Source organism: Klebsiella sp. CN_Kp106 (assembly GCF_040064575.1).
GTDB lineage: Bacteria > Pseudomonadota > Gammaproteobacteria > Enterobacterales > Enterobacteriaceae > Klebsiella > Klebsiella michiganensis.
Map to the genome: position 1 here is coordinate 193375 of NZ_JBEAIG010000014.1, position 21597 is coordinate 214971.

18 protein-coding genes are annotated in these 21597 nt (G+C 53.9%); 5 read left to right on the plus strand and 13 right to left on the minus strand.

Annotation, left to right across the window (positions count from 1 at the left end):
• Positions 1-16 precede the first annotated feature (16 nt).
• Entirely contained in the window at positions 17-1330 is a 1314-nt protein-coding gene (gene gltP / locus ABLU96_RS08470; RefSeq protein ID WP_004109428.1) for a glutamate/aspartate:proton symporter GltP, read from the minus strand.
• A 411-nt stretch (positions 1331-1741) separates the two neighbouring features.
• Here gltP and acs point away from each other — a divergent pair, with 411 nt between their 5' ends.
• The 3 genes from acs (at position 1742) to actP (ending at position 5841) form a co-directional block, all read left to right on the plus strand.
• The gene (gene acs / locus ABLU96_RS08475; RefSeq protein ID WP_064375653.1) at positions 1742-3700 is read left to right on the plus strand and encodes an acetate--CoA ligase; all 1959 of its coding nucleotides are present in this window, start codon (positions 1742-1744) and stop codon (positions 3698-3700) included.
• A gap of 180 nt (positions 3701-3880) precedes the next feature.
• Positions 3881-4195 carry a DUF485 domain-containing protein gene (locus ABLU96_RS08480; protein ID WP_348862444.1) on the plus strand — a complete coding sequence of 105 codons (315 nt, stop codon included), beginning with the start codon at positions 3881-3883 and terminating at the stop codon, positions 4193-4195.
• The gene (gene actP / locus ABLU96_RS08485) at positions 4192-5841 is read left to right on the plus strand and encodes a cation/acetate symporter ActP (RefSeq protein WP_025107684.1); all 1650 of its coding nucleotides are present in this window, start codon (positions 4192-4194) and stop codon (positions 5839-5841) included. Before ABLU96_RS08480 ends, actP begins: the two co-directional genes overlap by 4 nt.
• A 38-nt stretch (positions 5842-5879) precedes the next feature.
• Here actP and ABLU96_RS08490 read toward each other — a convergent pair whose 3' ends face one another.
• The 7 genes from ABLU96_RS08490 to ABLU96_RS08520 all read right to left on the minus strand — a co-directional run bounded on the left by ABLU96_RS08490 (position 5880) and on the right by ABLU96_RS08520 (position 13137).
• On the minus strand, positions 5880-6983 hold the full coding sequence (locus ABLU96_RS08490; RefSeq protein ID WP_025107685.1) for a type 1 fimbrial protein: 1104 nt from the start codon (positions 6981-6983) through the stop codon (positions 5880-5882).
• A 23-nt stretch (positions 6984-7006) separates the two neighbouring features.
• Complete coding sequence (locus ABLU96_RS08495; protein ID WP_077254480.1) at positions 7007-7621, minus strand: fimbrial protein; 615 nt, start codon at positions 7619-7621, stop codon at positions 7007-7009.
• Entirely contained in the window at positions 7618-10206 is a 2589-nt protein-coding gene (locus ABLU96_RS08500; protein WP_064405853.1) for a fimbria/pilus outer membrane usher protein, read from the minus strand. Before ABLU96_RS08500 ends, ABLU96_RS08495 begins: the two co-directional genes overlap by 4 nt.
• Positions 10160-10846 (minus strand): fimbrial assembly chaperone, encoded by a 687-nt coding sequence (locus tag ABLU96_RS08505; protein ID WP_049083118.1) that lies wholly within the window; start codon positions 10844-10846, stop codon positions 10160-10162. Before ABLU96_RS08505 ends, ABLU96_RS08500 begins: the two co-directional genes overlap by 47 nt.
• A 61-nt stretch (positions 10847-10907) precedes the next feature.
• Entirely contained in the window at positions 10908-11447 is a 540-nt protein-coding gene (locus ABLU96_RS08510; RefSeq protein WP_032747511.1) for a fimbrial protein, read from the minus strand.
• A gap of 597 nt (positions 11448-12044) precedes the next feature.
• Positions 12045-12734 carry an LrgB family protein gene (locus ABLU96_RS08515; RefSeq protein WP_025107690.1) on the minus strand — a complete coding sequence of 230 codons (690 nt, stop codon included), beginning with the start codon at positions 12732-12734 and terminating at the stop codon, positions 12045-12047.
• The gene (locus ABLU96_RS08520) at positions 12727-13137 is read right to left on the minus strand and encodes a CidA/LrgA family protein (RefSeq protein ID WP_004097823.1); all 411 of its coding nucleotides are present in this window, start codon (positions 13135-13137) and stop codon (positions 12727-12729) included. The genes ABLU96_RS08515 and ABLU96_RS08520 overlap by 8 nt, the downstream gene beginning before the upstream one ends.
• A 103-nt stretch (positions 13138-13240) precedes the next feature.
• Between ABLU96_RS08520 and ABLU96_RS08525 the strand changes: the two genes are divergently transcribed.
• Positions 13241-14122 (plus strand): LysR family transcriptional regulator, encoded by an 882-nt coding sequence (locus tag ABLU96_RS08525; protein WP_025107691.1) that lies wholly within the window; start codon positions 13241-13243, stop codon positions 14120-14122.
• A gap of 48 nt (positions 14123-14170) precedes the next feature.
• On the opposite strand, the gene ABLU96_RS08530 is transcribed toward ABLU96_RS08525, so the two are convergent.
• The 4 genes from ABLU96_RS08530 to soxR all read right to left on the minus strand — a co-directional run bounded on the left by ABLU96_RS08530 (position 14171) and on the right by soxR (position 19088).
• Positions 14171-15817 (minus strand): Na+/H+ antiporter, encoded by a 1647-nt coding sequence (locus ABLU96_RS08530; RefSeq protein WP_004109468.1) that lies wholly within the window; start codon positions 15815-15817, stop codon positions 14171-14173.
• 147 nt (positions 15818-15964) lie between these two features.
• Complete coding sequence (locus ABLU96_RS08535) at positions 15965-17314, minus strand: NCS2 family permease (RefSeq protein ID WP_004097818.1); 1350 nt, start codon at positions 17312-17314, stop codon at positions 15965-15967.
• Between the two features lie 389 nt (positions 17315-17703).
• Positions 17704-18372 (minus strand): glutathione S-transferase, encoded by a 669-nt coding sequence (locus ABLU96_RS08540; RefSeq protein ID WP_064405855.1) that lies wholly within the window; start codon positions 18370-18372, stop codon positions 17704-17706.
• Positions 18373-18629: 257 nt separating this feature from the next.
• Positions 18630-19088, minus strand: coding sequence for a redox-sensitive transcriptional activator SoxR (soxR, locus tag ABLU96_RS08545; RefSeq protein ID WP_004097815.1), 459 nt, complete (start codon positions 19086-19088; stop codon positions 18630-18632).
• A gap of 84 nt (positions 19089-19172) precedes the next feature.
• On the opposite strand from soxR, the gene soxS reads away from it, so the two are divergent.
• Positions 19173-19502: a superoxide response transcriptional regulator SoxS gene (soxS, locus tag ABLU96_RS08550; protein ID WP_004097813.1), complete on the plus strand. Its 330-nt coding sequence runs from the start codon at positions 19173-19175 to the stop codon at positions 19500-19502.
• Here the strand turns inward: soxS and ABLU96_RS08555 are convergent.
• Positions 19487-21091: an EAL domain-containing protein gene (locus ABLU96_RS08555; RefSeq protein WP_025107694.1), complete on the minus strand. Its 1605-nt coding sequence runs from the start codon at positions 21089-21091 to the stop codon at positions 19487-19489. The genes soxS and ABLU96_RS08555 overlap by 16 nt on opposite strands.
• Positions 21092-21597: the final 506 nt, after the last annotated feature.

A 21597-nucleotide genomic window follows, 5' to 3' on the forward strand; every position in this document is an offset into this window, starting at 1 on the left:
CACCGGGCTTTCTGTTTTATTGCGCCGTTTTATCAAATTTTCCCAGCACTTCACGCTCGTACGCCAGCGCTTTTTTGCGGTCAAACTTGTGTTCCCATTTGGCGATAACCAGCACCGCCAGCGCGTTGCCCACCACGTTCAGCGCGGTACGCGCCATATCGAGGATACGGTCAACGCCGGCGATAAACGCCAGACCTTCCAGCGGAATGCCCACGCTGCCCAGCGTCGCCAGCAGCACCACGAAGGAGACGCCCGGTACGCCGGCAATCCCTTTCGACGTCACCATCAGCGTCAGCACAAGGGTAATTTCCTGCCAGATGGAGAGGTCGATACCGTACAGCTGGGCAATAAAGATCGCCGCAATGCTCTGATACAGCGTTGAGCCATCAAGGTTAAAGGAGTAGCCGGTCGGCACCACGAAGCTGGTGATTGACGCCGGCGCGCCATAGGCTTCCATCTTCTCAATAATCCGCGGCAGCACGCTCTCGGAGCTGGCGGTAGAGTAGGCCAGAATTAGCTCATCCTTCAGAATGCGGATCAGGGTCCAGATGCTCAGTCCGCACACCCGCGCCACGATGCCTAATACCACCAGCGCAAAGAACAGAATGGCGAAATAAACCAGAATCACCAGCTTCGCCAGCGGCCACAGCGAGGCGAAGCCGAAGGTCGCCACGGTCACCGAAATCAGCGCGAACACGCCCACCGGCGCATAGCGCATGACCATGTGCGTCACTTTGAACATGGTTTCAGAGATAGAGCGGAACACCGTTACCAGCGGTTCGCGATGGGTGGCGGGCAGCGAGGAGAGGCCCAGACCAAACAGCACCGAGAAGAAGATGATCGGCAGCATATCGCCTTTCGCCATCGAGGCCACGATATTGGTCGGGACCAGCGAGAGGATCGTGCCCATCAGGCCATGCGCGTGGCTCTGCACTTCCGCCGTGGTGTTTTGATATTTCGAAATATCCACCGCCGCCAGCTGCGACATATCGATTCCGCTCCCCGGCTGGAAGACGTTAGCCAGAGTAATCCCCAGCACGATCGCCACCGTGGTGATCACTTCAAAATAGATAATGGTCTTCGCGCCGATACGGCCCAGCTGCTTCGCATCGCCCACGCCCGCAATACCGACCACCAGGGTCGAGATGACGATCGGTACGACGATCATTTTAATCAGATGGATAAAGATATCGCCTGCCGGGGTCAGCAGGTTTGAGATTAACCAGTCACGGCTTTCGGCATGGTAATGCAGGTAACTGCCCAGAAGTATGCCCAGCACCAGAGCCAGCAAAATTTGCCAGGCCAGGCTGACTTTTGTTTTTTTCTTCACTACAGACTTCCTCGATGAAAAGCGCCATTCCGGGAGGTAATGGCACCCACTGAAAGGGGTATGAATTGTGTTGCGTTGCTTTATAGGGTTATTTAACGCGCAATATCAGTATCATTTGCACGGCATGCTGCGCAAGTCTTTAAGAACAGCGGTTTACTCTGGTTTTATGCATAAACCCGCTAATATCCCCACCTTATGTTGCATAAGTATTTGTTATAAAAAATATTTAATATATTCATTTTCTATAAATCCACTTCAGAAATTATTTCATATCAAAGTTTCATTTGATTGCTTTTCATTCAATTTAATTATTGCGTGATCTGCCCCCCAAATAGCAAACAAAGCCGCCAAAGCCCCTACTATTAACGTTTATTTGACATATATTTAACAACCTACAGGAGAAAAAAAGCCATGAGCCAAATACATAAACACTCTATTCCCGCTAATATTGCGGAGCGTTGCCTGATTAACCCGGAACAGTACCAGGCGCAGTATCAGCAGTCCGTCACCGAACCTGACGCCTTCTGGGGCGAGCAGGGCAAAATCCTTGACTGGATAAAACCCTATACGCGCGTGAAAAACACCTCGTTCGCGCCGGGCAATATTTCCATTAAGTGGTATGAAGACGGTACGCTGAACCTCGCCGCTAACTGCCTCGATCGCCATCTGGCGGAGCGCGGCGACCAGACGGCCATCATCTGGGAAGGCGACGATGCCAGCCAGAGCAAAAACATCACTTATCGCGAGCTACATCGCGATGTCTGCCGCTTTGCCAACGTCCTGCTCGAGCTGGGCATTAAAAAGGGCGATGTCGTGGCTATCTATATGCCGATGGTGCCGGAAGCGGCGGTGGCCATGCTGGCCTGCGCGCGCATCGGCGCTATCCATTCGGTCATTTTCGGCGGCTTCTCGCCGGAGGCGGTCGCCGGCCGTATCATCGATTCCAACTCTCGCCTGGTGATCACCTCGGATGAAGGGCTGCGCGCCGGCCGCGCGATCCCGCTGAAGAAGAACGTCGACGACGCGCTAAAAAATCCGAACGTGAAGAGCATCGAAAACGTGGTGGTGTTCAAACGTACCGGCGGCAAAATCGACTGGCAGGAAGGCCGCGATCTGTGGTGGAGCGATCTGATCGAGAAAGCCAGCGCGGAACACCAGCCCGAAGAGATGAACGCCGAAGATCCGCTGTTTATCCTTTATACTTCCGGTTCGACCGGTAAGCCAAAAGGCGTGCTGCACACCACCGGCGGCTACCTGGTCTATGCGGCGTCAACCTTTAAATACGTGTTCGACTATCATCCGGGCGACATCTACTGGTGCACCGCCGACGTCGGTTGGGTCACCGGCCATAGCTACCTGCTCTACGGCCCGCTGGCCTGCGGCGCGACGACGCTGATGTTCGAAGGCGTACCGAACTGGCCGACCCCGGCGCGTATGTGCCAGGTGGTCGATAAGCATCAGGTCAACATTCTTTATACCGCCCCTACGGCGATCCGCGCGCTGATGGCGGAGGGCGATAAGGCCATCGAAGGCACCGACCGCTCTTCCCTGCGCATTCTCGGCTCCGTCGGCGAACCGATTAACCCGGAAGCCTGGGAGTGGTACTGGAAGAAGATCGGCAACGAGAAGTGCCCGGTGATGGACACCTGGTGGCAGACCGAAACCGGCGGCTTTATGATCACCCCGCTGCCCGGCGCTATCGAGCTGAAGGCCGGTTCCGCCACGCGTCCCTTCTTCGGCGTCCAGCCGGTGCTGGTGGATAACGAAGGCGCGCCGCTGGAAGGCGCGACCGAGGGGAACCTGGCGATCGCCGATTCCTGGCCGGGCCAGGCGCGCACGCTGTTTGGCGACCACGAACGCTTCGAACAAACCTACTTCTCCACCTTTAAAAATATGTACTTCAGCGGCGACGGCGCGCGCCGTGACGAAGATGGCTACTACTGGATCACCGGCCGCGTCGATGACGTGCTGAACGTTTCCGGCCACCGTCTGGGTACCGCCGAAATTGAATCGGCGCTGGTGTCGCATCCGAAAATCGCCGAAGCGGCGGTGGTCGGCATTCCGCATAACATCAAAGGCCAGGCCATCTACGCCTACGTGACCCTCAACCATGGCGAAGAGCCGACGCCGGAGCTGTACGCCGAGGTGCGCAACTGGGTACGTAAAGAGATTGGCCCGCTGGCGACGCCGGACGTGCTGCACTGGACCGATTCGTTACCAAAAACCCGTTCGGGCAAAATCATGCGCCGCATTCTGCGCAAAATTGCCGCGGGCGATACCAGTAACCTCGGCGATACCTCAACGCTTGCCGATCCTGGCGTGGTGGAAAAACTGCTCGAAGAGAAGCAGGCCATCGCTATGCCATCGTAAACCAACGATCCCCTACACCCTCTCCCCACCAGGGGAGAGGATATAATTACGACTCCCCAAGGATTTCAGGTAGCAGGAAAGCGGTAAACAGGCTGATTCCCGACAGTTAACTGCCGGGCGGATGAGTGTTGCCGACGACCGGCGCGTGAATGACGAAAGGGAACCTCTGGAGACGCTACGATGAACGAACAGATTTGTCAGCGGATAGAAAATAGTGCGCATTTTAAGGAGCTTGTTGCAGCCCGGCAAAGGTTTGCCGCCATCCTGTCACTGATTATGCTGGTGATTTATGTGGGCTTTATTCTGCTTATCGCCTTCGCCACCGGCTGGCTGGGCACGCCGCTGCATGCGGGAACCAGCGTCACCCGGGGTATTCCGATTGGTATCGGCGTGATCGTTATCTCTTTCGTCTTAACCGGAATATACGTCTGGCGGGCAAATGGTGAATTTGATCGGCTGACGAAAAGCGTTCTCAGCGAGGTAAAAGCATCATGAAGAAAGTCCTGACGGCGCTCGCCGCCACGCTCCCGTTGACCGTCAATGCCGCGGATGCTCTCACCGGCGCGGTACAGCGCCAGCCGACCAACTGGCAGGCGATTATCATGTTCCTGATTTTCGTCGCCCTGACGCTCTATATCACCTGGTGGGCCTCAAAACGCGTACGTTCGCGCAGCGATTACTACACCGCGGGCGGCAATATCACCGGTTTCCAGAACGGGCTGGCGATTGCCGGCGATTTTATGTCGGCGGCCTCGTTCCTCGGCATTTCCGCGCTGGTTTACACCTCCGGCTACGATGGGCTGATCTACTCGCTCGGTTTCCTCGTCGGCTGGCCAATTATTCTGTTTCTTATCGCCGAACGCCTGCGTAACCTCGGCCGCTACACGTTTGCCGACGTAGCGTCCTATCGTCTTAAGCAGGGGCCGATCCGCACCCTCTCCGCCTGCGGTTCGCTGGTAGTGGTGGCGCTCTATTTGATAGCCCAGATGGTCGGCGCGGGTAAGCTTATCCAGCTGCTGTTCGGCCTCAACTACCACATTGCGGTGGTGCTGGTCGGCGTGCTGATGGTGCTTTACGTCCTCTTTGGCGGCATGCTCGCCACCACCTGGGTGCAGATTATCAAAGCCGTCCTGCTGCTGTTCGGCGCCAGCTTTATGGCCTTTATGGTGATGAAGCACGTCGGCTTCAGCTTCAATAATCTGTTCACCGAAGCGATGGCGGTCCACCCGAAAGGCTCGGCGATTATGAGCCCCGGCGGACTGGTGAAAGACCCGATATCGGCGCTATCGCTAGGCCTCGGGCTGATGTTCGGCACCGCGGGTCTGCCGCATATTCTGATGCGCTTCTTCACCGTGAGCGACGCCAAAGAAGCGCGTAAGAGCGTGTTCTACGCCACCGGCTTTATGGGCTACTTCTATATTCTGACCTTTATCATCGGCTTCGGCGCCATCATGCTGGTGGGGGCGAATCCGGCGTTCAAAGACGCGGCCGGTCAGCTTATCGGCGGTAACAATATGGCGGCGGTGCATCTGGCGGACGCGGTCGGCGGTAACCTGTTCCTCGGCTTTATCTCCGCCGTGGCCTTCGCCACTATTCTGGCGGTGGTCGCTGGCTTGACGCTGGCTGGCGCGTCGGCGGTCTCTCACGACCTGTATGCGAACGTGTTCCGTAAAGGGGCGACCGAGCGTCAGGAGCTGAAGGTGTCGAAGATTACCGTGCTGATCCTCGGCGTGGTGGCGATTCTGCTGGGCATCCTGTTCGAGAATCAGAACATCGCCTTTATGGTCGGCCTCGCGTTCTCCATCGCCGCCAGCTGTAACTTCCCGATTATCCTGCTGTCGATGTACTGGTCGAAGCTGACCACCCGCGGGGCGATGATTGGCGGCTGGCTGGGTCTGCTGACCGCGGTGATTCTGATGATCCTCGGCCCGACCATCTGGGTGCAGATCCTCGGTCACGAAAAGGCGATATTCCCGTATGAATATCCGGCGCTGTTCTCTATCGCCGTGGCCTTTATCGGTATCTGGTTCTTCTCCGCCACCGATAGCTCAGCGGAAGGCGCGCGCGAGCGCGAGCTGTTCCGCGCTCAGTTTATCCGTTCGCAGACCGGTATCGGCATCGAGAAAGGCCAGGCGCATTAATCATTGCCCGTTCCCCGGCCTGCCGGTCGGGGAATATTTTATTGGTAGATAAAGGTTATCGTTCCGCTCGCATTCGCGGTGCCTGGCGTCACGTTAGATCCGGTTTTGTAATAGTTCGCGGTAAACGTCAGGACGTTCGATGCCGCCGCCCCGCCGGGATTATCAGGATCGGTGAATATTGTATAGCTGGCCTCCGAGCCGGGGTTGGTCACAGTCGTTCTTTTCGATTCTGAAAATACCCTGTAGATTGCATTATTCACGATTAATGGTGTGTTATAAAGATTCAGCTGTACTCCAACGCCGGTCGCTACGTTTTCGCCGGACGTTAACGCAATAACGGTATGATCGGAATTATCACCCTCCGCTTCTGGCGCCGTAACGCGCATCGCCACGAATGTTCCCGGCTCACAGGTTAGGGTCAGCGTTTGCTGAGCTGAGCCAGCTTTGTTAGAAAGATTAAACTCACTTGTTTTCACTGAGCCCATTTGGAAATTCAGCGCGGTCGAATCAACCGAACACCCCATCGGGGTCAGCTGGATTTTTGTCGAGCCCGTCACGTGCAGCTGGGAAATAGCCATCGTTCCGTCAAGATCCAGAATAGAAACCGTGGAAATCGGATCGGCCAGCGTCAGCGTGCTGTTACTGGCAATAGCTCCCCCCGTTGCCACAAGCTGGACCTGGTACGTTGGCGCATAATATGTGCTTGCCTTGTCATCAAAAGATCCATTAGGTTTTCCCAGATACAAGTCTGCATCACCGATATGATGAACGCTGTAGTCAGCATTAAAATCATCGTTATCACCACCATATTCACCCGTGATATTGAGCCAGAATTTGACGCGAATACCGATACCCTGCACGGAGGTCGAGTAGATGTTATCCCCCACTAAGGTGCCCGCATTCCCCGAGCTCCATCCGAACAGTGCATATAACCAACCCCGACAATCCGTAATGGAGGTGGTTGGATGCGTTATCTGCCCTGAATCATAAAGGATGGTCCCCGCCGAGTAGCTACCGGCATTAACCAGTATCTGTGGAGGTAAATTAGTTAAAGCGATATCGCCCGAGTTTGCACCCGTTTGGCATGCCCAACTGTAAGCCGGTAATAAGCAGGCCAGCAGCAATAAAATTAACGTCTTCATAGTTCTTCCCTGGCGAAAATAGATCATTTATAGGCAACATTGAACGTGACCGTATAGGAGACACTGCCCGCCGTCACCCGACCATTCGGCGTATACATTCTTGCGATCATATTAAAAACATGTTCAGCGCCATCAGTGAAAAAATAGGTATAGCTATCACCTGGTCCCAGGTTTTTCTGGTCCACCGCGCTTTGCAACTGTAGCCACACGTCCTGAGCACCAGAAAAAAGCTCATTCATATATACATTGATATCGTTGCCAACAAATACAATACCGCTAAACATTAGCGTCACTGACGCCGTACCCTTTGAGCAATTATCAAAGGCGATTGAAACTATCTTAGCCGCGCTACTCGCGCCCGGTTTACCGCTCAAACTTTGATAGGAAACCGTTCCTAAATCGATAGCGCTGGAGGGTTTTACCGATACCTCACATACGGGCTCTTCAATCTTACCGGTGATATTGAAATTAACAGTACTATTGGCGTCATAAGCCCAGGCTGGCCTTACAAACATCAACGCAAGTCCGATAGTGATAATAAATACCTCGAACGATTTCATTAATCGCCCGCCATTATTTACCCTCATTAATTCCATTCTTAATTTATGTATCAAGGCAATCATCCAGTTATTCATCATCGGCAATCCGCTGCATAAAAAACGATATCATCAACCGATTTATTGGTGGATAAATCATAGTTAACATAGCATTGGCTATTTTTGCTATCACCCCACTTCACAAATAACCGGCCTTTTTCAGATAGCCCGGTCAGATAGGCCTGTCCGGAATCCCCTACGATAGTGCTGCGTTTTTCTTGAGGTTGCTGGCTTGCATCATCTAATGTAATAACGGCGCCAAAAGGGACCTCTTTATTATTAAAACGCAAAGTCATCATCGCCTTATAGCCAATCCAGGTATTATATTTAACTTTTACAATCGCATTGCGCGTCGGGACCACCGTTTTGGCAATATTATCGATTTCCGCTCCCGAGACCTGCTGTTCATCAAGAGAGAGATTATTTTCATGGTAGGGCCGTACGAAGGGTACAACGGCGTATCCGGCAGAGTCGGTCATCACGTTAGTCTGCCCGCGCACCGCAATATTGCTGACGCCAGGCGCTTCAACCAGCGCAACGCTTTCGCCCAGATAGCGTGACAGCGTTATTCCACTGGAATGGGCCAGCATCCCACCGCGTAGCGAGTAATTATAGTGGGCGCTATAGCTGTCATACCCGTATCCCGCGGTGACTTCACCTTTTGAACCCTGATAGTTGAGATTGACGTTGCCGGAAGTCCTTTTAGCGCTGGCATTGTAACCCTCCTGCATATTCCAGTTCAGAGAACGGTCCGCAAAAGCCGAACCGCTTAAACCCAGGCTATGGGTCGTGTCGCCCATCCGGCTGCTGTTCATATTGTAGCTGGCCGAGATATCCGCACCAAAAGGCACGCTCACCGTGAGTGAAATAAGGTTATCGCTGATCTGAGAACTATCGCTATTCTGGCCTGAACTCTGGACATTTCGACTATAGGAATAGTTAATGAAATAGGAAATGCGGCCAATGGTATTGCTGTAGCTCACGCCCAACGACTCCATGCGTGAATTATCCCAATAAGATTCACTGACCAAAGAGAAGGAGAGTGAACCATACCCTGAGAGAGTCTGAGAGGCTGAAGCGTCAAAACGATCTTTAGTCCGCCCCGTTGATGAACAGCACCCGCTATGCGCATTCGACCTATCAATAAAATTCTGCAGAGAATAATAGCCATGGGTTGAATAACGATACCCGGCAACGGAGAAGTTGGTTCCCGTCTGCGGAATATCTTTGCTAAAGCGCACGCGATAAGATTGCCCTTCGCTGGATGACGTGTGATTCGACGTTGGCGTCTCTTTTATATCCGCCCGGGACTGGGACGCATCGAGGGAGAGCGCGCCGATCGTGCCCAAGTTAAGCCCGGCGCCCAGGATAACATTACTGTATTTGTTCTCCAGCTGCTGAAAACCGCTATACAGCGTGACGTTGCTCGATGCTCCCCAGGCAATGTTAGATTGCAGGAAGCTATATTCTTTTCCGCCGGAACTCCCCGAACGCGTTTTACCGCTGCTCAGGGCGTAATCTATCTGGCCCTCGCGCTGCAAAATCGCCAGCGAAGCAAAAGGCACCACAAAGCTCTGTTCACTGCCATCGGACTCTTTTACCGTCACATTCAGATCGCCCGCGCTCCCGGTTGGGTAAAGATCGTTTATTTCAAACGCGCCAGGGGGAACCGTTGTTTTATAAATGCTGTATCCGTTCTGATAGACCGTCACGTCGGCGGTGGTGCGGGCGATACCTTTAATGACCGGCGCAAAACCATTCATGCTATCCGGCAGCATCTCTTTATCTGAGTTCAGCTGTAGCCCGGTGAAGCTAATACTGTCGAACACGCTTGATGACGTATAGGTCTGACCCAGGATCAGCTGGCCTTTCAGGGCCTGGATATCACGTGAAATATAGCTGTAGACCGAGTCCCACTGGTTGCCGTCATCATTATGGTTGAGAGTACTGTAGTTCCGTAAACGCCACGGCCCGACGTTTAAACCCGGCTGCAGGCTCACAAACTGGCTGGACGTCGCTTCGCCGCCGTGCCGCGGATCGGTCTTTTGCCCGGAGAGATTATAGTTAAGTAGCCCCGCGGTAATACCCTGTTGCCACCGGCTTTCAGGGACATATCCCCGCGGATGATGCATCACCGCGACCTGAGGCACGTTAAAATCAACGCGCTGTTGTGAAAGTAATACCGTGGTTCCCCATCCAGGGATTGCGGATAGTCGGGCACAGCGGGAACCCGCGACCGTGAGCTCGGGATAATTTTCCGTTTTGATTGACCACGCTTTCAGATGCGCGACGCTGATACAGGGTGAAGAAGCGTCACGATCTTCACTCTGTTGCGTGAAGCTGATTGATTCGGAAGCAATAAATTCGTCGTTAATATAAACATCAAGGTTATATTCGCCCGGCGGGACGGTTTCCTGGGAAATATAGCTCAGGTCGACGGCCGTTGTACCGGTTTCATTGACCTCCAGCAGGTGAGGATTGAAATACTCACCTGCGATAACGGGTAACGGAATAGTGATAAAGCAGGAAATAATGGCAACGTAGCCACGTTTCAACAGGAATGTAAAATTCTGTCCAACGTTATTGAATGATGGCGGTATATTTTGGTCCCGGCATTCCATAGTCATTGATCACGCTCCATGTGATTTTCTTTTTCCCTGGTGAAGATGTGTTTGCTACCGGTATTTTTATGGTTGAAAAAGGCGCAACAAACCATGCTTCAGGAACTGACTTACCATTAACCGTAATATCAGAAAAGTTCATATATAATGGCGAGGGGTTTTTAACTTTAATATCTCTGCCTTCAGCAGACCACTGCAGTTTTTCGGCAAACTTTTCCGGTATGGCATTTTTTAATGCCGCTGGTCGAAAAATAAGTTTAATCCGCGAGTTAATGGCAAACTGCACCATGTTTTTGTCCGGCGCGCTATCCATAGCGGGAATACCTTTAATATTCAGCCAAAACATCGACTCTCGCTCTTCGGGCAGCGGTTTACCTGAGCGGAGGATTCGGACAAACCCTTGTTCGCCGGCCTTCAGGCGAAACAGCGGAGGGGTGGTAATAAAGGAATCTTTTGCTGGTGATGCCTCATCCACAATCGCGATCCAGGACTGTACGATATTTGTCACGTTATCCTTATTTTGCACAGAGACCGTCGCCGCCTTTTGGGTACCATCGAATATGACTCGCGTGCCCCCCACCACCACGCTGGCCTGTGCGACAGACATGCAGGAAAAAAAACAGATTAAGTAAGCTAATTTTTTCATGGTAGAGTCCAGGAAGGGAAAGCGGCGAGCTTTCCCTTTTGTCGGTTTATATGACGCTAAATTAATAGTAGGTAACGTTGTAAGTCACGGTTGTCTGCACCGCCCCTTTGGTGGGAGCATCCGCGCCAGATTTAGCCAGTTTGACGGTAAAAGGAATGGTCGCGGTGCCGGAGGTAATATCGACGTCAGCACCTTCCGTATTGTTCTTCAGCAGGGCACCCTTGTTGTCAAAAATCGCCACCGCAACGCCGGTAGCGGGTGAGTCTGTCGCCTGGTTCCTGAAGTAATCGCTATTCGTCGTGTCCGCTTCGCCACCAAACGTCACTTTGGCCACACTGGTACCGCCGTCTGTAGTCTTAGGGCATCCGGTTAAAGTGAAAGAAAAACTCTTCGCCGCACCGTAGATATTCGCATCCAGATCGGCTACCGATGAGGTCCCCATATCAATGGACGAAACGCCATTATCGATAGTGGCTGTACAGGTAGTGTCGGAGACCTTACCCTTAAAAGTAATGGTATTCGCGGCCTGAGACAGATTAACCAGAGCGCAGCCGGCAGATAAGGCTAATATTTTGGCAAGAGTTTTGGTACTGAAGTTCATTGGTATTCCCCTTTTTATTAAGATTAACAATCAATCCATCAATTGTTTTATGGCGTCTATTAGAGAATGAAGCCAGACATCAGCTAAAACTATAAGCCGATAATGTGCATGGGGAGTGAGTAACCTGCATTTAATATTACTAACCTATAAATACAAGAGCTTTAGTTCCACATGAATCCATTCAATAATAAAAGCTCACGTCAATAAGGTATCTAAAATCGAGACTATTCTCAATAACCATATGTGAATCATCTCAAATGAATAATAACTTTGAACCAATCAATACAAAATATATATTATAAATAACCAAATAAAATCATAGCGTTAAACATTAAACTTATTCATAAAAAATATCATTTCACATATTCATATTCTTCATTAATATCAAAAAAACCTCAAATTGAAATATTTAATTACAATTTAAGAGGGGGACAAATAAGGATAAAACCTATGATATCATCGGATTATCTTACAAATACGAATATTTAATTAACCGTTCATCTCGATAAGATGAAATGACTATTCATGTGAGTATAAATAGTCGTGAGATATGGAAAAGTACCTTAGCGAGTATGCGTTGATTAATTAAAAAGGGGGTCAGAACATGGCCCATCTCACCAGCGGCGCGGCCAGCACCATCACCACTCCGGATAGCATCATCACCAGGCTGGCGACCACGCCCTCCTGAGGGCCAAGCTCGTAGGATCGTGCGGTACCGGCGCCGTGCGATGCGGCACCCAATCCGGCCCCTTTTGCCATACCTTCGCGAATAGAAAGACGCAGAAACAGTACATCCCCTACCGCCATCCCGAATACCCCGGTGACCACGACAAACAGAGCGACTAAATCTGGCTGGCCGCCCAGCGGTTTGGCTGCCGCCAGCGCAAAGGGGGTGGTAACGGAGCGTACCGCCAGGCTGCGCTGGATCTCATCAGGCAAGGTAAATAATCGCGCCAGCCACACCGAACTGGTCACCGCGACAACCGAGGCGGTAGTGACGCCAGCCGTCAGCGACATCCAGTGGCGCTTAATAATCGCCATGTTGTCGTATACCGGCACGGCAAAGGCGATCGTCGCCGGGCCCAGCAGCCACAGCAGCCAGTGCGTCTCCCCCATATAGCGTTGATAAGAGATATGGCCGAATACCAGCATCATGACCAACAGGATCGGGGTGAAAACCAGCGGCATCAGCGGCAGTTTATGGAAGCGGCGATAAAGCCGCTTGTTGGCAAAATAGAGTCCCAGCGTGACAAGAAGGCACAGGAGGCTCAGCTGAAAATCACTCATGTTTCATCCTGCTGACTTCATAGCGATACACTTTATCAACCACCCATGCCGTGGCGCCCAACACCATCGTAGTGCTCAAGCCAATCACCAGAAAGATACGCCAGCCATCAACCATCAGCAGCTGCGCGTAGTTGACGACCGCCACCACCGCCGGTACGAAAAACAGCAGCATCTCCGCCAGCAGCCAGCGGGCTCCGGCGCGTACCCAGTTTAAAGGAATCACCCGGCAGACGATCAGCGCCAGCATCATCAGCATGCCCACCAGATTCGCCGGAAGCGGCAGGTGCAGCCAGTTAACTAAATATTCAGCGCAGACGAACAGTCCGGCGTAGATCAGGACCTGAACCGGTACCTGAAGACGTTGCATAACGAAGGGCGTCACGCGAGCTGGCGCAAAGGCCATGAGCGGTATTCCTGAAAAAGAAGACAGGCGTGCAGTATAGAGAGCCGCCCGGCGCGGCAGAAATGAATTAAAATCATCACAGGTATAGTCTCAGGGAATAATTATGGATATCCGAACGCTGCGTTATTTTGTCGAAGTGGTTCGCCAGCAAAGCTTTACCCGCGCGGCGGAGAAACTGTTCGTCACGCAGCCCACCATCAGCAAGATGCTTAAAAACCTTGAAGATGAGCTGAACTGCACGCTGCTGATCCGCGACGGTCGCCGGCTGCTGCTGACCGATACCGGACGCGTGGTTTTCGAGCGCGGGCAGGCCATCCTTGGCGAATTTCACCAGCTGGAGTCGGAGCTGAGCGATATTAATCATCTGCACAAAGGCGTACTGCGTCTCGGGATCCCGCCGATGGTCGGCATGTTGATGGCCGAGCCGATTAGCCGCTTTCGCCAGCGCTATGCGGGTATCGAGTTGAAAATCTCCGAGTTTGGCGGATTGACCGTGCAGCAGGCGGTCAGCAACGGCGAACTGGATTTAGCCATGACGGCGCTTCCGGTTGATGAGGCCAGCGGCCTGACGACGCTATCTCTGTTCAGCCATCCGCTCTGCGTATTGACGCCGAGAACGGCACAATGGGAGGGCCTCAGGTCATTGTCGCCGCAGGCGCTCGCCGCGCATCCGCTGGTGATTTACAACGAGGATTTCGCCCTCAGCCAGCAGCTGATGCGGCTGTTTGCTCAGCATGATGTTAAGCCGCGCATCGCCGTGCGCAGCGGACAGTGGGATTTTCTGGCCGCCATGGTCCAGGCGGGGATTGGCATCGCGATTTTGCCGGAGCCGATTTGCCAGCGCCTCGACCCGCAGAGCTTTTGCTGGATGCCGTTGCAGAGCGATCTGCGCTGGGAGCTGGGGATGATTTGGCGGGAAGGCGTTTATCTGTCGCACAGCGCACGAGCGTGGCTGGAGTGCAGTAAGGCGTTCTGGCTGAAGTAAGTCCCCGGGTCGCGGCGTCAACGCCTGACCCGGGGAACAGGTACGGTGTTACTGATCTTCGATAAGCAGCGCTTCCAGCAGATCGAGGTCGTGCAGCAGCTTCTGCAGCGTCTCGTTGCTGATCTGCCGGGTGGCGCGCAGGTGGTACAGCTCACCGCGTTCGGAACGCAGCGCCGCCAGGCGGAACCGGCGTTCGAGGCTCTCCTCCAGCATCGACGTTTCAACATCGTTGCGGCCATCGACGCGACGACGCAGGTTACCAATCACCCGCGAACTGACCTCGGTCAGCAGCTGATTATCAATATTCTCTTTGGTATCCGCAGCCAGACGCTCTTCCATTTTCTGAATCGCGACAATCGCCACATCCGCCGTAGCGGCCCGCGCCAGACGCTCCTCTTTGCGCTGCTGGACATGGTCGGTCGACTCGATATGGCGCAGCAGAATCGGCAGCACAATCACGCCGACGAACAGTGAGAACAGAATCACCCCGGCGGCGAGGAACACCAGCTCATAGCGCGCCGGGAAGACGTTGCCGTCCGGTAGCAGCAGAGGAATAGACAGTACGCCGGCAAGGGTAATCGCCCCGCGAACGCCGGCGACGGAGGAGATCAGCAGCTCGCGCGTGGTCCAGGAGCCGAACTCCATCGGTTTCTTTTTCAGGAAACGCTGGCTCAGTTTGCGCATCGTCCACAGCCAGCCAAAACGCACCAGCATCAGGGCGGCATAAATCAGAATGATATCGGTAAACAGCATCCAGGTTTCGACGTTGGGATCCGCTTCTGCGGCCACCAGCGAGCTGGAAAGAATGTCCGGCAGCTGCAGGCCCAACAGCAGGAAGACCATGCCGTTAAACACGAACTCCAGCATCGCCCAGGTGCTGTTGGCGCGCAGGCGCATCGCCAGCGGCGCGCTGCGCATCACCCCGGAACGCGTAATGGTCATCCCCGCGGCGACCGCCGCCAGGATCCCGGAAAAGCCGATATGCTCCGCGATCAGATAAGAGGCGAACGGCAGCAGGAACAGCAGCACAATTTGCGTTGCCGGTTCATCGCCGCCCCAGCGGCTGAGGAAGCGCATCGAGCGCCCGTACAGCCAGCTGACCACAAAGCCCGCGAGAATACCGCCGACCGCCACCTTGAAGAACTCCACCGTCGCGCCGCCGACGGTAAAGACCATGGTGCCCATCGCCACCGCAACGGCGAACTTCAGGGAGACCAGGCCGGAGGCATCGTTCATCAGCGCTTCGCCCTGCAAAATGCCCATTATTTTTTTCGGAATGCGCCCTTCGCCGACAATTCCCGACAGCGCCACGGCATCCGTTGGCGACAGAACCGCCGCCAGAGCAAAAGCCGGAATCAGCGGAATACCCGGCACGATCCAGTAGATGAGGTAGCCAATACCGACCACCGTTACCACCACCAGCGCCAGCGCCAGACCGAAAATTTCCCGTCCATGCTCTATGAACTCACGGGTTGGCGTCTTCCAGCCATCGGCAAAAAGCAGCGGCGGAATGAACAGAACCAGAAAGAGTTCGGGGTCGAATTCAACGTGCAATCCGAAGGTAGGCCAGGCCAACAGCGCGCCGATGGCAATTTGGATTAAGGGGAGTGGAACCTGAAAGGGCAGTACGCGTGTAACCACCCCTGAGAGAGAGACCACGAGGGTCATGATGAGTATGGTAAAGAATATTTCCATGTGTTCCCTGTTTGCTGCGTGTCTTTTTTTTACATCTGAGGCGTCATGTCTCGGCATAATACGCTACTCAGATTAACGCAAAAGGAAACAGGATGTGGCTTAAAAATTAAACGGGCGGCCAAAGCCGCCCGTTGTTAGCAGGAAAAGTTAAATCGCCCAACCGCCGGCGTAGAAGATAACCAGCGCCGCGGCGATGATCACCGTACCCAGGTTTAGCTTACGCCATTCGCCGGACACCAGACGACCGATCACCAGCGACGCAAAGCCGATCATGATGCCGGTCACGATGTTGCAGGTCAGCACGATAAAGACCGCGGTAATCAGGCCCGCCATCGCGTCGACGAAATCGTTGAAATCGATTTTCGCCACGTTGCTCAGCATCAGCAGGCCGACGTACATCAGCGCCGGCGCGGTGGCATAAGCCGGCACCAGATACGAGAGCGGAGAGAGGAACAGGATCAGCAGGAACAGCACGCCGACGGTCACTGCCGTCAGGCCCGTTTTGCCGCCCGCCGCAGTACCGGCAGCGGATTCGATATACACCGCCGCCGGCGCCGCCCCGACCAGGCCGGAGAAGACGCTGCTCAGGGAGTCGGTGGTCAGCGCTTTGCCGCCGTTAATAATCTGCCCGTCTTTATCCAGCAGGTTCGCCTGGCCGGCCACCGCGCGGATGGTTCCGGTGGCGTCAAACACCGCGGTCATCACCAGCGCAAGCACGCTTGGCAGCACCACCGGGTTCAGCGCGCCCACGATATCCAGGCTACCGATCAGCGAGTTGCCTTTATCGTCGCTCAGCGACGGCATGGCGAAGATACCGGAGAAGTGAACGTTAGGATCGAAGATCAGGCCGATAATCGAGACGCCGATAATCGTCAGCAGGATACCGCCCGGCACTTTCAGTTTTTCGAGGCCGATAATCACCGCCAGCCCGACCAGCGACATAATCACCGGGAAGCTATCAAAATTACCCAGCGCCACCGGCAGACCATCCAGCGGATTTTTGATAACCAGGCCCACGCCGTTGGCGGCAATCAGCAGCAGGAACAGACCGATACCAATCCCCGTACCGTGCGCCACGCCCTGCGGCAGGTTACGCAGGATCCAGCTACGAATGCCGGTCGCGGAGATCACGGTGAACAGGACACCCATCAGGAACACCGCGCCCAGCGCGACCGGAATGCTGATCTGTTGACCCAGTACCAGGCTAAAGGCGGTAAACGCGGTCAGCGAGATGGCGCAGCCAATCGCCAGCGGCAGGTTCGCCCACAGCCCCATCACCAGCGAGCCGACGCCGGCAACCAGACAGGTGGAAACAAATACCGCAGCCGGTGGAAAACCCGCTTTGCCGAGCATACCCGGCACCACGATGACGGAGTAAACCATCGCCAGGAAGGTGGTAAGACCGGCAACGATTTCCTGACGCACGGTGCTGCCGCGAGCAGAAATTTTAAACCAGGCGTCCAATGAACCGCCGGTACGCGCTGAAGGCGTAGACATAGAAAACTTCCCCTGAGAATTTTTATCGTTCGTCCGAATGCGTGGTGGACCATCCACTGCCAGCTAAACGCGATCTCCTTGTGCTACATCGCAGCGCCAGGGGCCGCGAAAAAGCAAACGTTTAACTCCGCGCATACAGTACGGTGTGAAGAATGACTTTGCTCCCCTCTGTCAGCAGAGGAAATGATGAGCAAAATAAAAAGGCAAACGATTATCCAGCCTTTAGACGGGCCTTTTCAACTGAAGTTTGTCGTATTTCGCTAAATTTCGCTTATGACGTTCAGGAAATAACCAGCCGATGCGCAAACGTTATCGTCCATGCGCAATCCGGTAACATTTTTGTATTGCGCTGATAGCAATTTTCCCCGGTCATCGGCTTTAGTAATAGTTTATTCGCCGGGTAAGGTGAACGGCCCCCCGCGCTCAACCGCTTTTTGCCAGGCCGGGCGCTGCTCCACGCGCTGAACCCACTGCGTCAGATGGGGTAAATTCTCCACGCCGCCGCGCGCCAGCAGCGCCATCGCGGGAAAGCTCATCTGAATATCGGCCATACTCAGCTCAGCGCCGGCAAACCAGCGCTGGCGGGAAAGGTGCGCTTCAATAAAGCGGGCATGGGTGTCCACCTGGCGGTTAAGCCAGGCCTTCTGTACCCCCTTGCCCAACGCATTACCCAGCGTGCGCATACCAAACGGCACCGGCGGTTTGCCCAGGCTGGCAAACACCAGCTTCATCAGCAGCAGGGGCATCAGCGACCCCTCGGCGTAGTGCAGCCAAAAGCGATATTGCAGCTTATCTTCCACCGACTCAGGTTTTAAGCGCCGGGCGCTATCATAGGTTTCCCGTAAATATTCCAGAATGGCGCCGGACTCCGCCAGAATGTGGCCGTTATCCTCAACCACCGGCGATTTACCCAGCGGATGAACGCTTTTTAATTCCGCCGGTGCGAGCATATCCTTGCCACGCTGATAAGAGACAACCTGATAAGGCAGCTGCAGCTCTTCCAGCGCCCATAACACGCGCTGCGATCGTGACTGATTGAGATGATGTACCGTTAACATGGGCCTCTCCCGCTGTTTGTTCAAATTAACTATAGGAACAGGCGGCGGATGCCGGGAATTTTTCGGCAAACTGAAGAGGCAAATTCAGAGAAAAGAGCCACACTTAAATTGTCGGCGCAAACCGGAACCTCCATCAAAGATTGCGCAATACTGAGGTGAGCCGACGTCGGGGGAAACCCTCCTGCGTACCAGCGGGATAGTGCGAAAGACCAAGACCGGAAAACAACTAAAGCGCCCTGTTGTGGCGCTTTAGTTTTTTAGTCATCCTCCAGCAATCGCGCGCCGGTCCCCTCTTCACCCAGCTTATCGCCCGGGTTGCGTAACGGGCAGTCGCGACGCGACAGACAGCCGCAGCCGATACAGCCATCGAGCTGATCGCGCAGCGCGGTCAGGGTATGAATGCGCCGGTCCAGCTCCTCCCGCCACTGGGACGACAGCATCTTCCACTCTTTGGCGCTGAGGTTATGCCCTTCCGGCAATACGCCGAACGCGTCGCCGATGGTCGCCAGCGGAATACCAATGCGTTGCGCAATCTTAATGATCGCCACCGCGCGCAGGACGTCGCGCCGGTAGCGCCGCTGATTGCCCGCGTTGCGCTGGCTGTGGATCAGCCCTTTACTTTCATAAAAGTGCAGCGCGGAGACGGCCACGCCGGTTCGTTTTGCCACTTCGCCGGGCGTCAGCAGCATTTTGATGCGGGGTGATTTCTTTTCCATAAAGCGCTTTACCTCAAGTTAACTTGAGGAATTATACTCGCCCGCAGACAAAACGACGAATCGAGAATTGAGAGAGGCCGCTTTATGTCCCATCAGGATATTATCCAAACGCTTATTGAATGGATTGATGAACATATCGATCAACCACTTAACATTGATATAGTCGCCAGAAAATCGGGATACTCGAAATGGTATCTGCAGCGGATGTTCCGCGCCGTGATGCATCAAACGCTGGGCGATTACATTCGCCAGCGCCGCCTGCTGCTCGCCGCGGAAGCGCTAAGAACCACCCAGCGCCCTATTTTTGATATCGCGATGGATCTCGGCTACGTGTCGCAGCAAACCTTCTCGCGGGTGTTCCGTCGCGAATTTGACCGAACGCCGACCGCCTATCGCCATCAAATTTCTGCCTGATAGTGCGGCTGATAGGGGCTGAGGCAGGTGCGCTCATTCGCCAGCCACAGCATGAACTCCTGCGGCGGCATCGCTTTCGCAAAGTGCCACCCCTGACAGTACTGCACGCCGCGTTGCTGGAGCCAGGCTACCTGCTCTGCCGTTTCGACGCCTTCAGCCACGATTTTTAAATGCAGGCTGTTTGCCATCTGGATAATATGCTCGGCAATCAGGTGGCTGGTGGTATTGCTCGTCAGCATGTCGACAAAAGATTTATCAATCTTCAGAACGTCGACGTTGAGCGCATGAAGATTGTGCAGGTTGGAGTAGCCGGTGCCGAAATCATCGATGGCGATTTCATATCCCGCATCGCGGAACGCCTGGATCACCGGCGTCGTTTTCGCCACGTCGATAAACCCGCGTTCGGTCACTTCGATTTTGATTTGTTCCGCCTTGACCGCGTAGCGCTGGATCTTCTCGTTGATGTGCTCAATCAAGCGTGCGGAATGGAAATCGGAAGCGGAGAGGTTAATCGCCACGTACAGATGCGGCTGCCGCGCCAGAAACTCGCCCAGGTCGGAAAATACCTCATCGATGACATAGTCGGTGACCTGGGCGATCATCCCTTCATTTTCCGCCATCGGAATGAACTCCGCCGGACTCATCACCGGCCCATCAAAGCCTGGCCAGCGCAATAATGCTTCGGTACCGACGCAGCGGTTATTTTTAATATCGATAACCGGTTGATAGTGAAGGCACAGCTGACGACGGTTTAACGCGCGCTGCAGCATCTTCCGCGGAGAGTGGTACTGCTGACGGGTGCGCGACCACACCAGCAGGAGCAATACGCTGCAAATCAGCCCCAGCGGTAGCGTCAGGGTCACCTGATTATAAAAATTCTGATAATAGCTGACGCGCGAAGTGGACATAATGACGGCTATCGGGCGAACGGTGGAATGGGCGATGGTATAAACGCGGCCATCCTGGTGAAATAAAGACGCTTCAGCGCGAATCAGGCGATGCAGCTCATCGGGGTCGGCATTCTTGCTGACGGAAAAAAACTGGTGGGTTTTGGTATCAAAAACGCCCCAGGCGAGGTCGCGGTCGCTGGTGATCAACGCGCTGTATGAGAGCGGATTAACCACCACCACATAGTTGCCGCGCTGCATATAGTTCATCGCATAGCCAGGGTAGAAAGGGGTCTCGCGGTAGTAGTAAATCGCGACATCCGGCTTTTTGGTATAGGTTGCGGCCGGAATTTGCCACCCCGTCTGGCGGCGAACCGAAGTGGAGCAGAAGAAATGGGTGCCGTTGGCGTAGATTAAATCGTCGATATAGAGCAGGCCGCGAACAATACCGAGCAAATATTGCTGATGCTGTGGTGAACATATCGCTCCCTGATACAAGCGGGCTTTATCGCGCGCTTCGTCGGCTTCACGAATCACCATCTCCGTTTTTTGCAGCGCCAGTCGAGAAAAAAGCCTCAGCTGATCGGCGGTTTCCGCTTTGGCGCGAATTTGCGCAAACCACAACGCCAGCAGCACCGGCAGCAGAATGACCAGCACGATGCCAAATATTCTCAACGCCTTATGCGGCGCGCTATGATTCATTTCCGCTTTTTATCCATGCGATACGCCTTAATCAAGGTGAACAGCCCCGATGACTCTGCTTACTGTGATATGAACGGAGCATCTCAGCAACCCACGCTTTGACGTAAAAACCTCATGACGATGAATTATGAATAATACTGGCTTATAGGACCACTGGAGAAACATTCTCAACATAATGAGATTAGCCCCACTATGTCATTCGGTTTATCCGTATAATTAGCCAGAATAAGTAATAAAATCCGCAGAACATAAACCTTATTAAAAAACCAAAACCGCCGATAATCCCTTATAATCAGCCTTCACATTGCAAGAAAGCCCCGCGCCCTCCTTATTAACCCTGCTATTTACATGGCTAATAAGCGCAAGAAAACACCATTTTTGGCTGGTGAATAAAAGAACAAGTGTGATATAGTTCACATTAGTTGATGAAACAAAAACATTGTTTCATTACGATCTTGTTTGCCTGAAGATAGCCAGAGCGCCGTTCCATCGTCAGTCTCATCCGG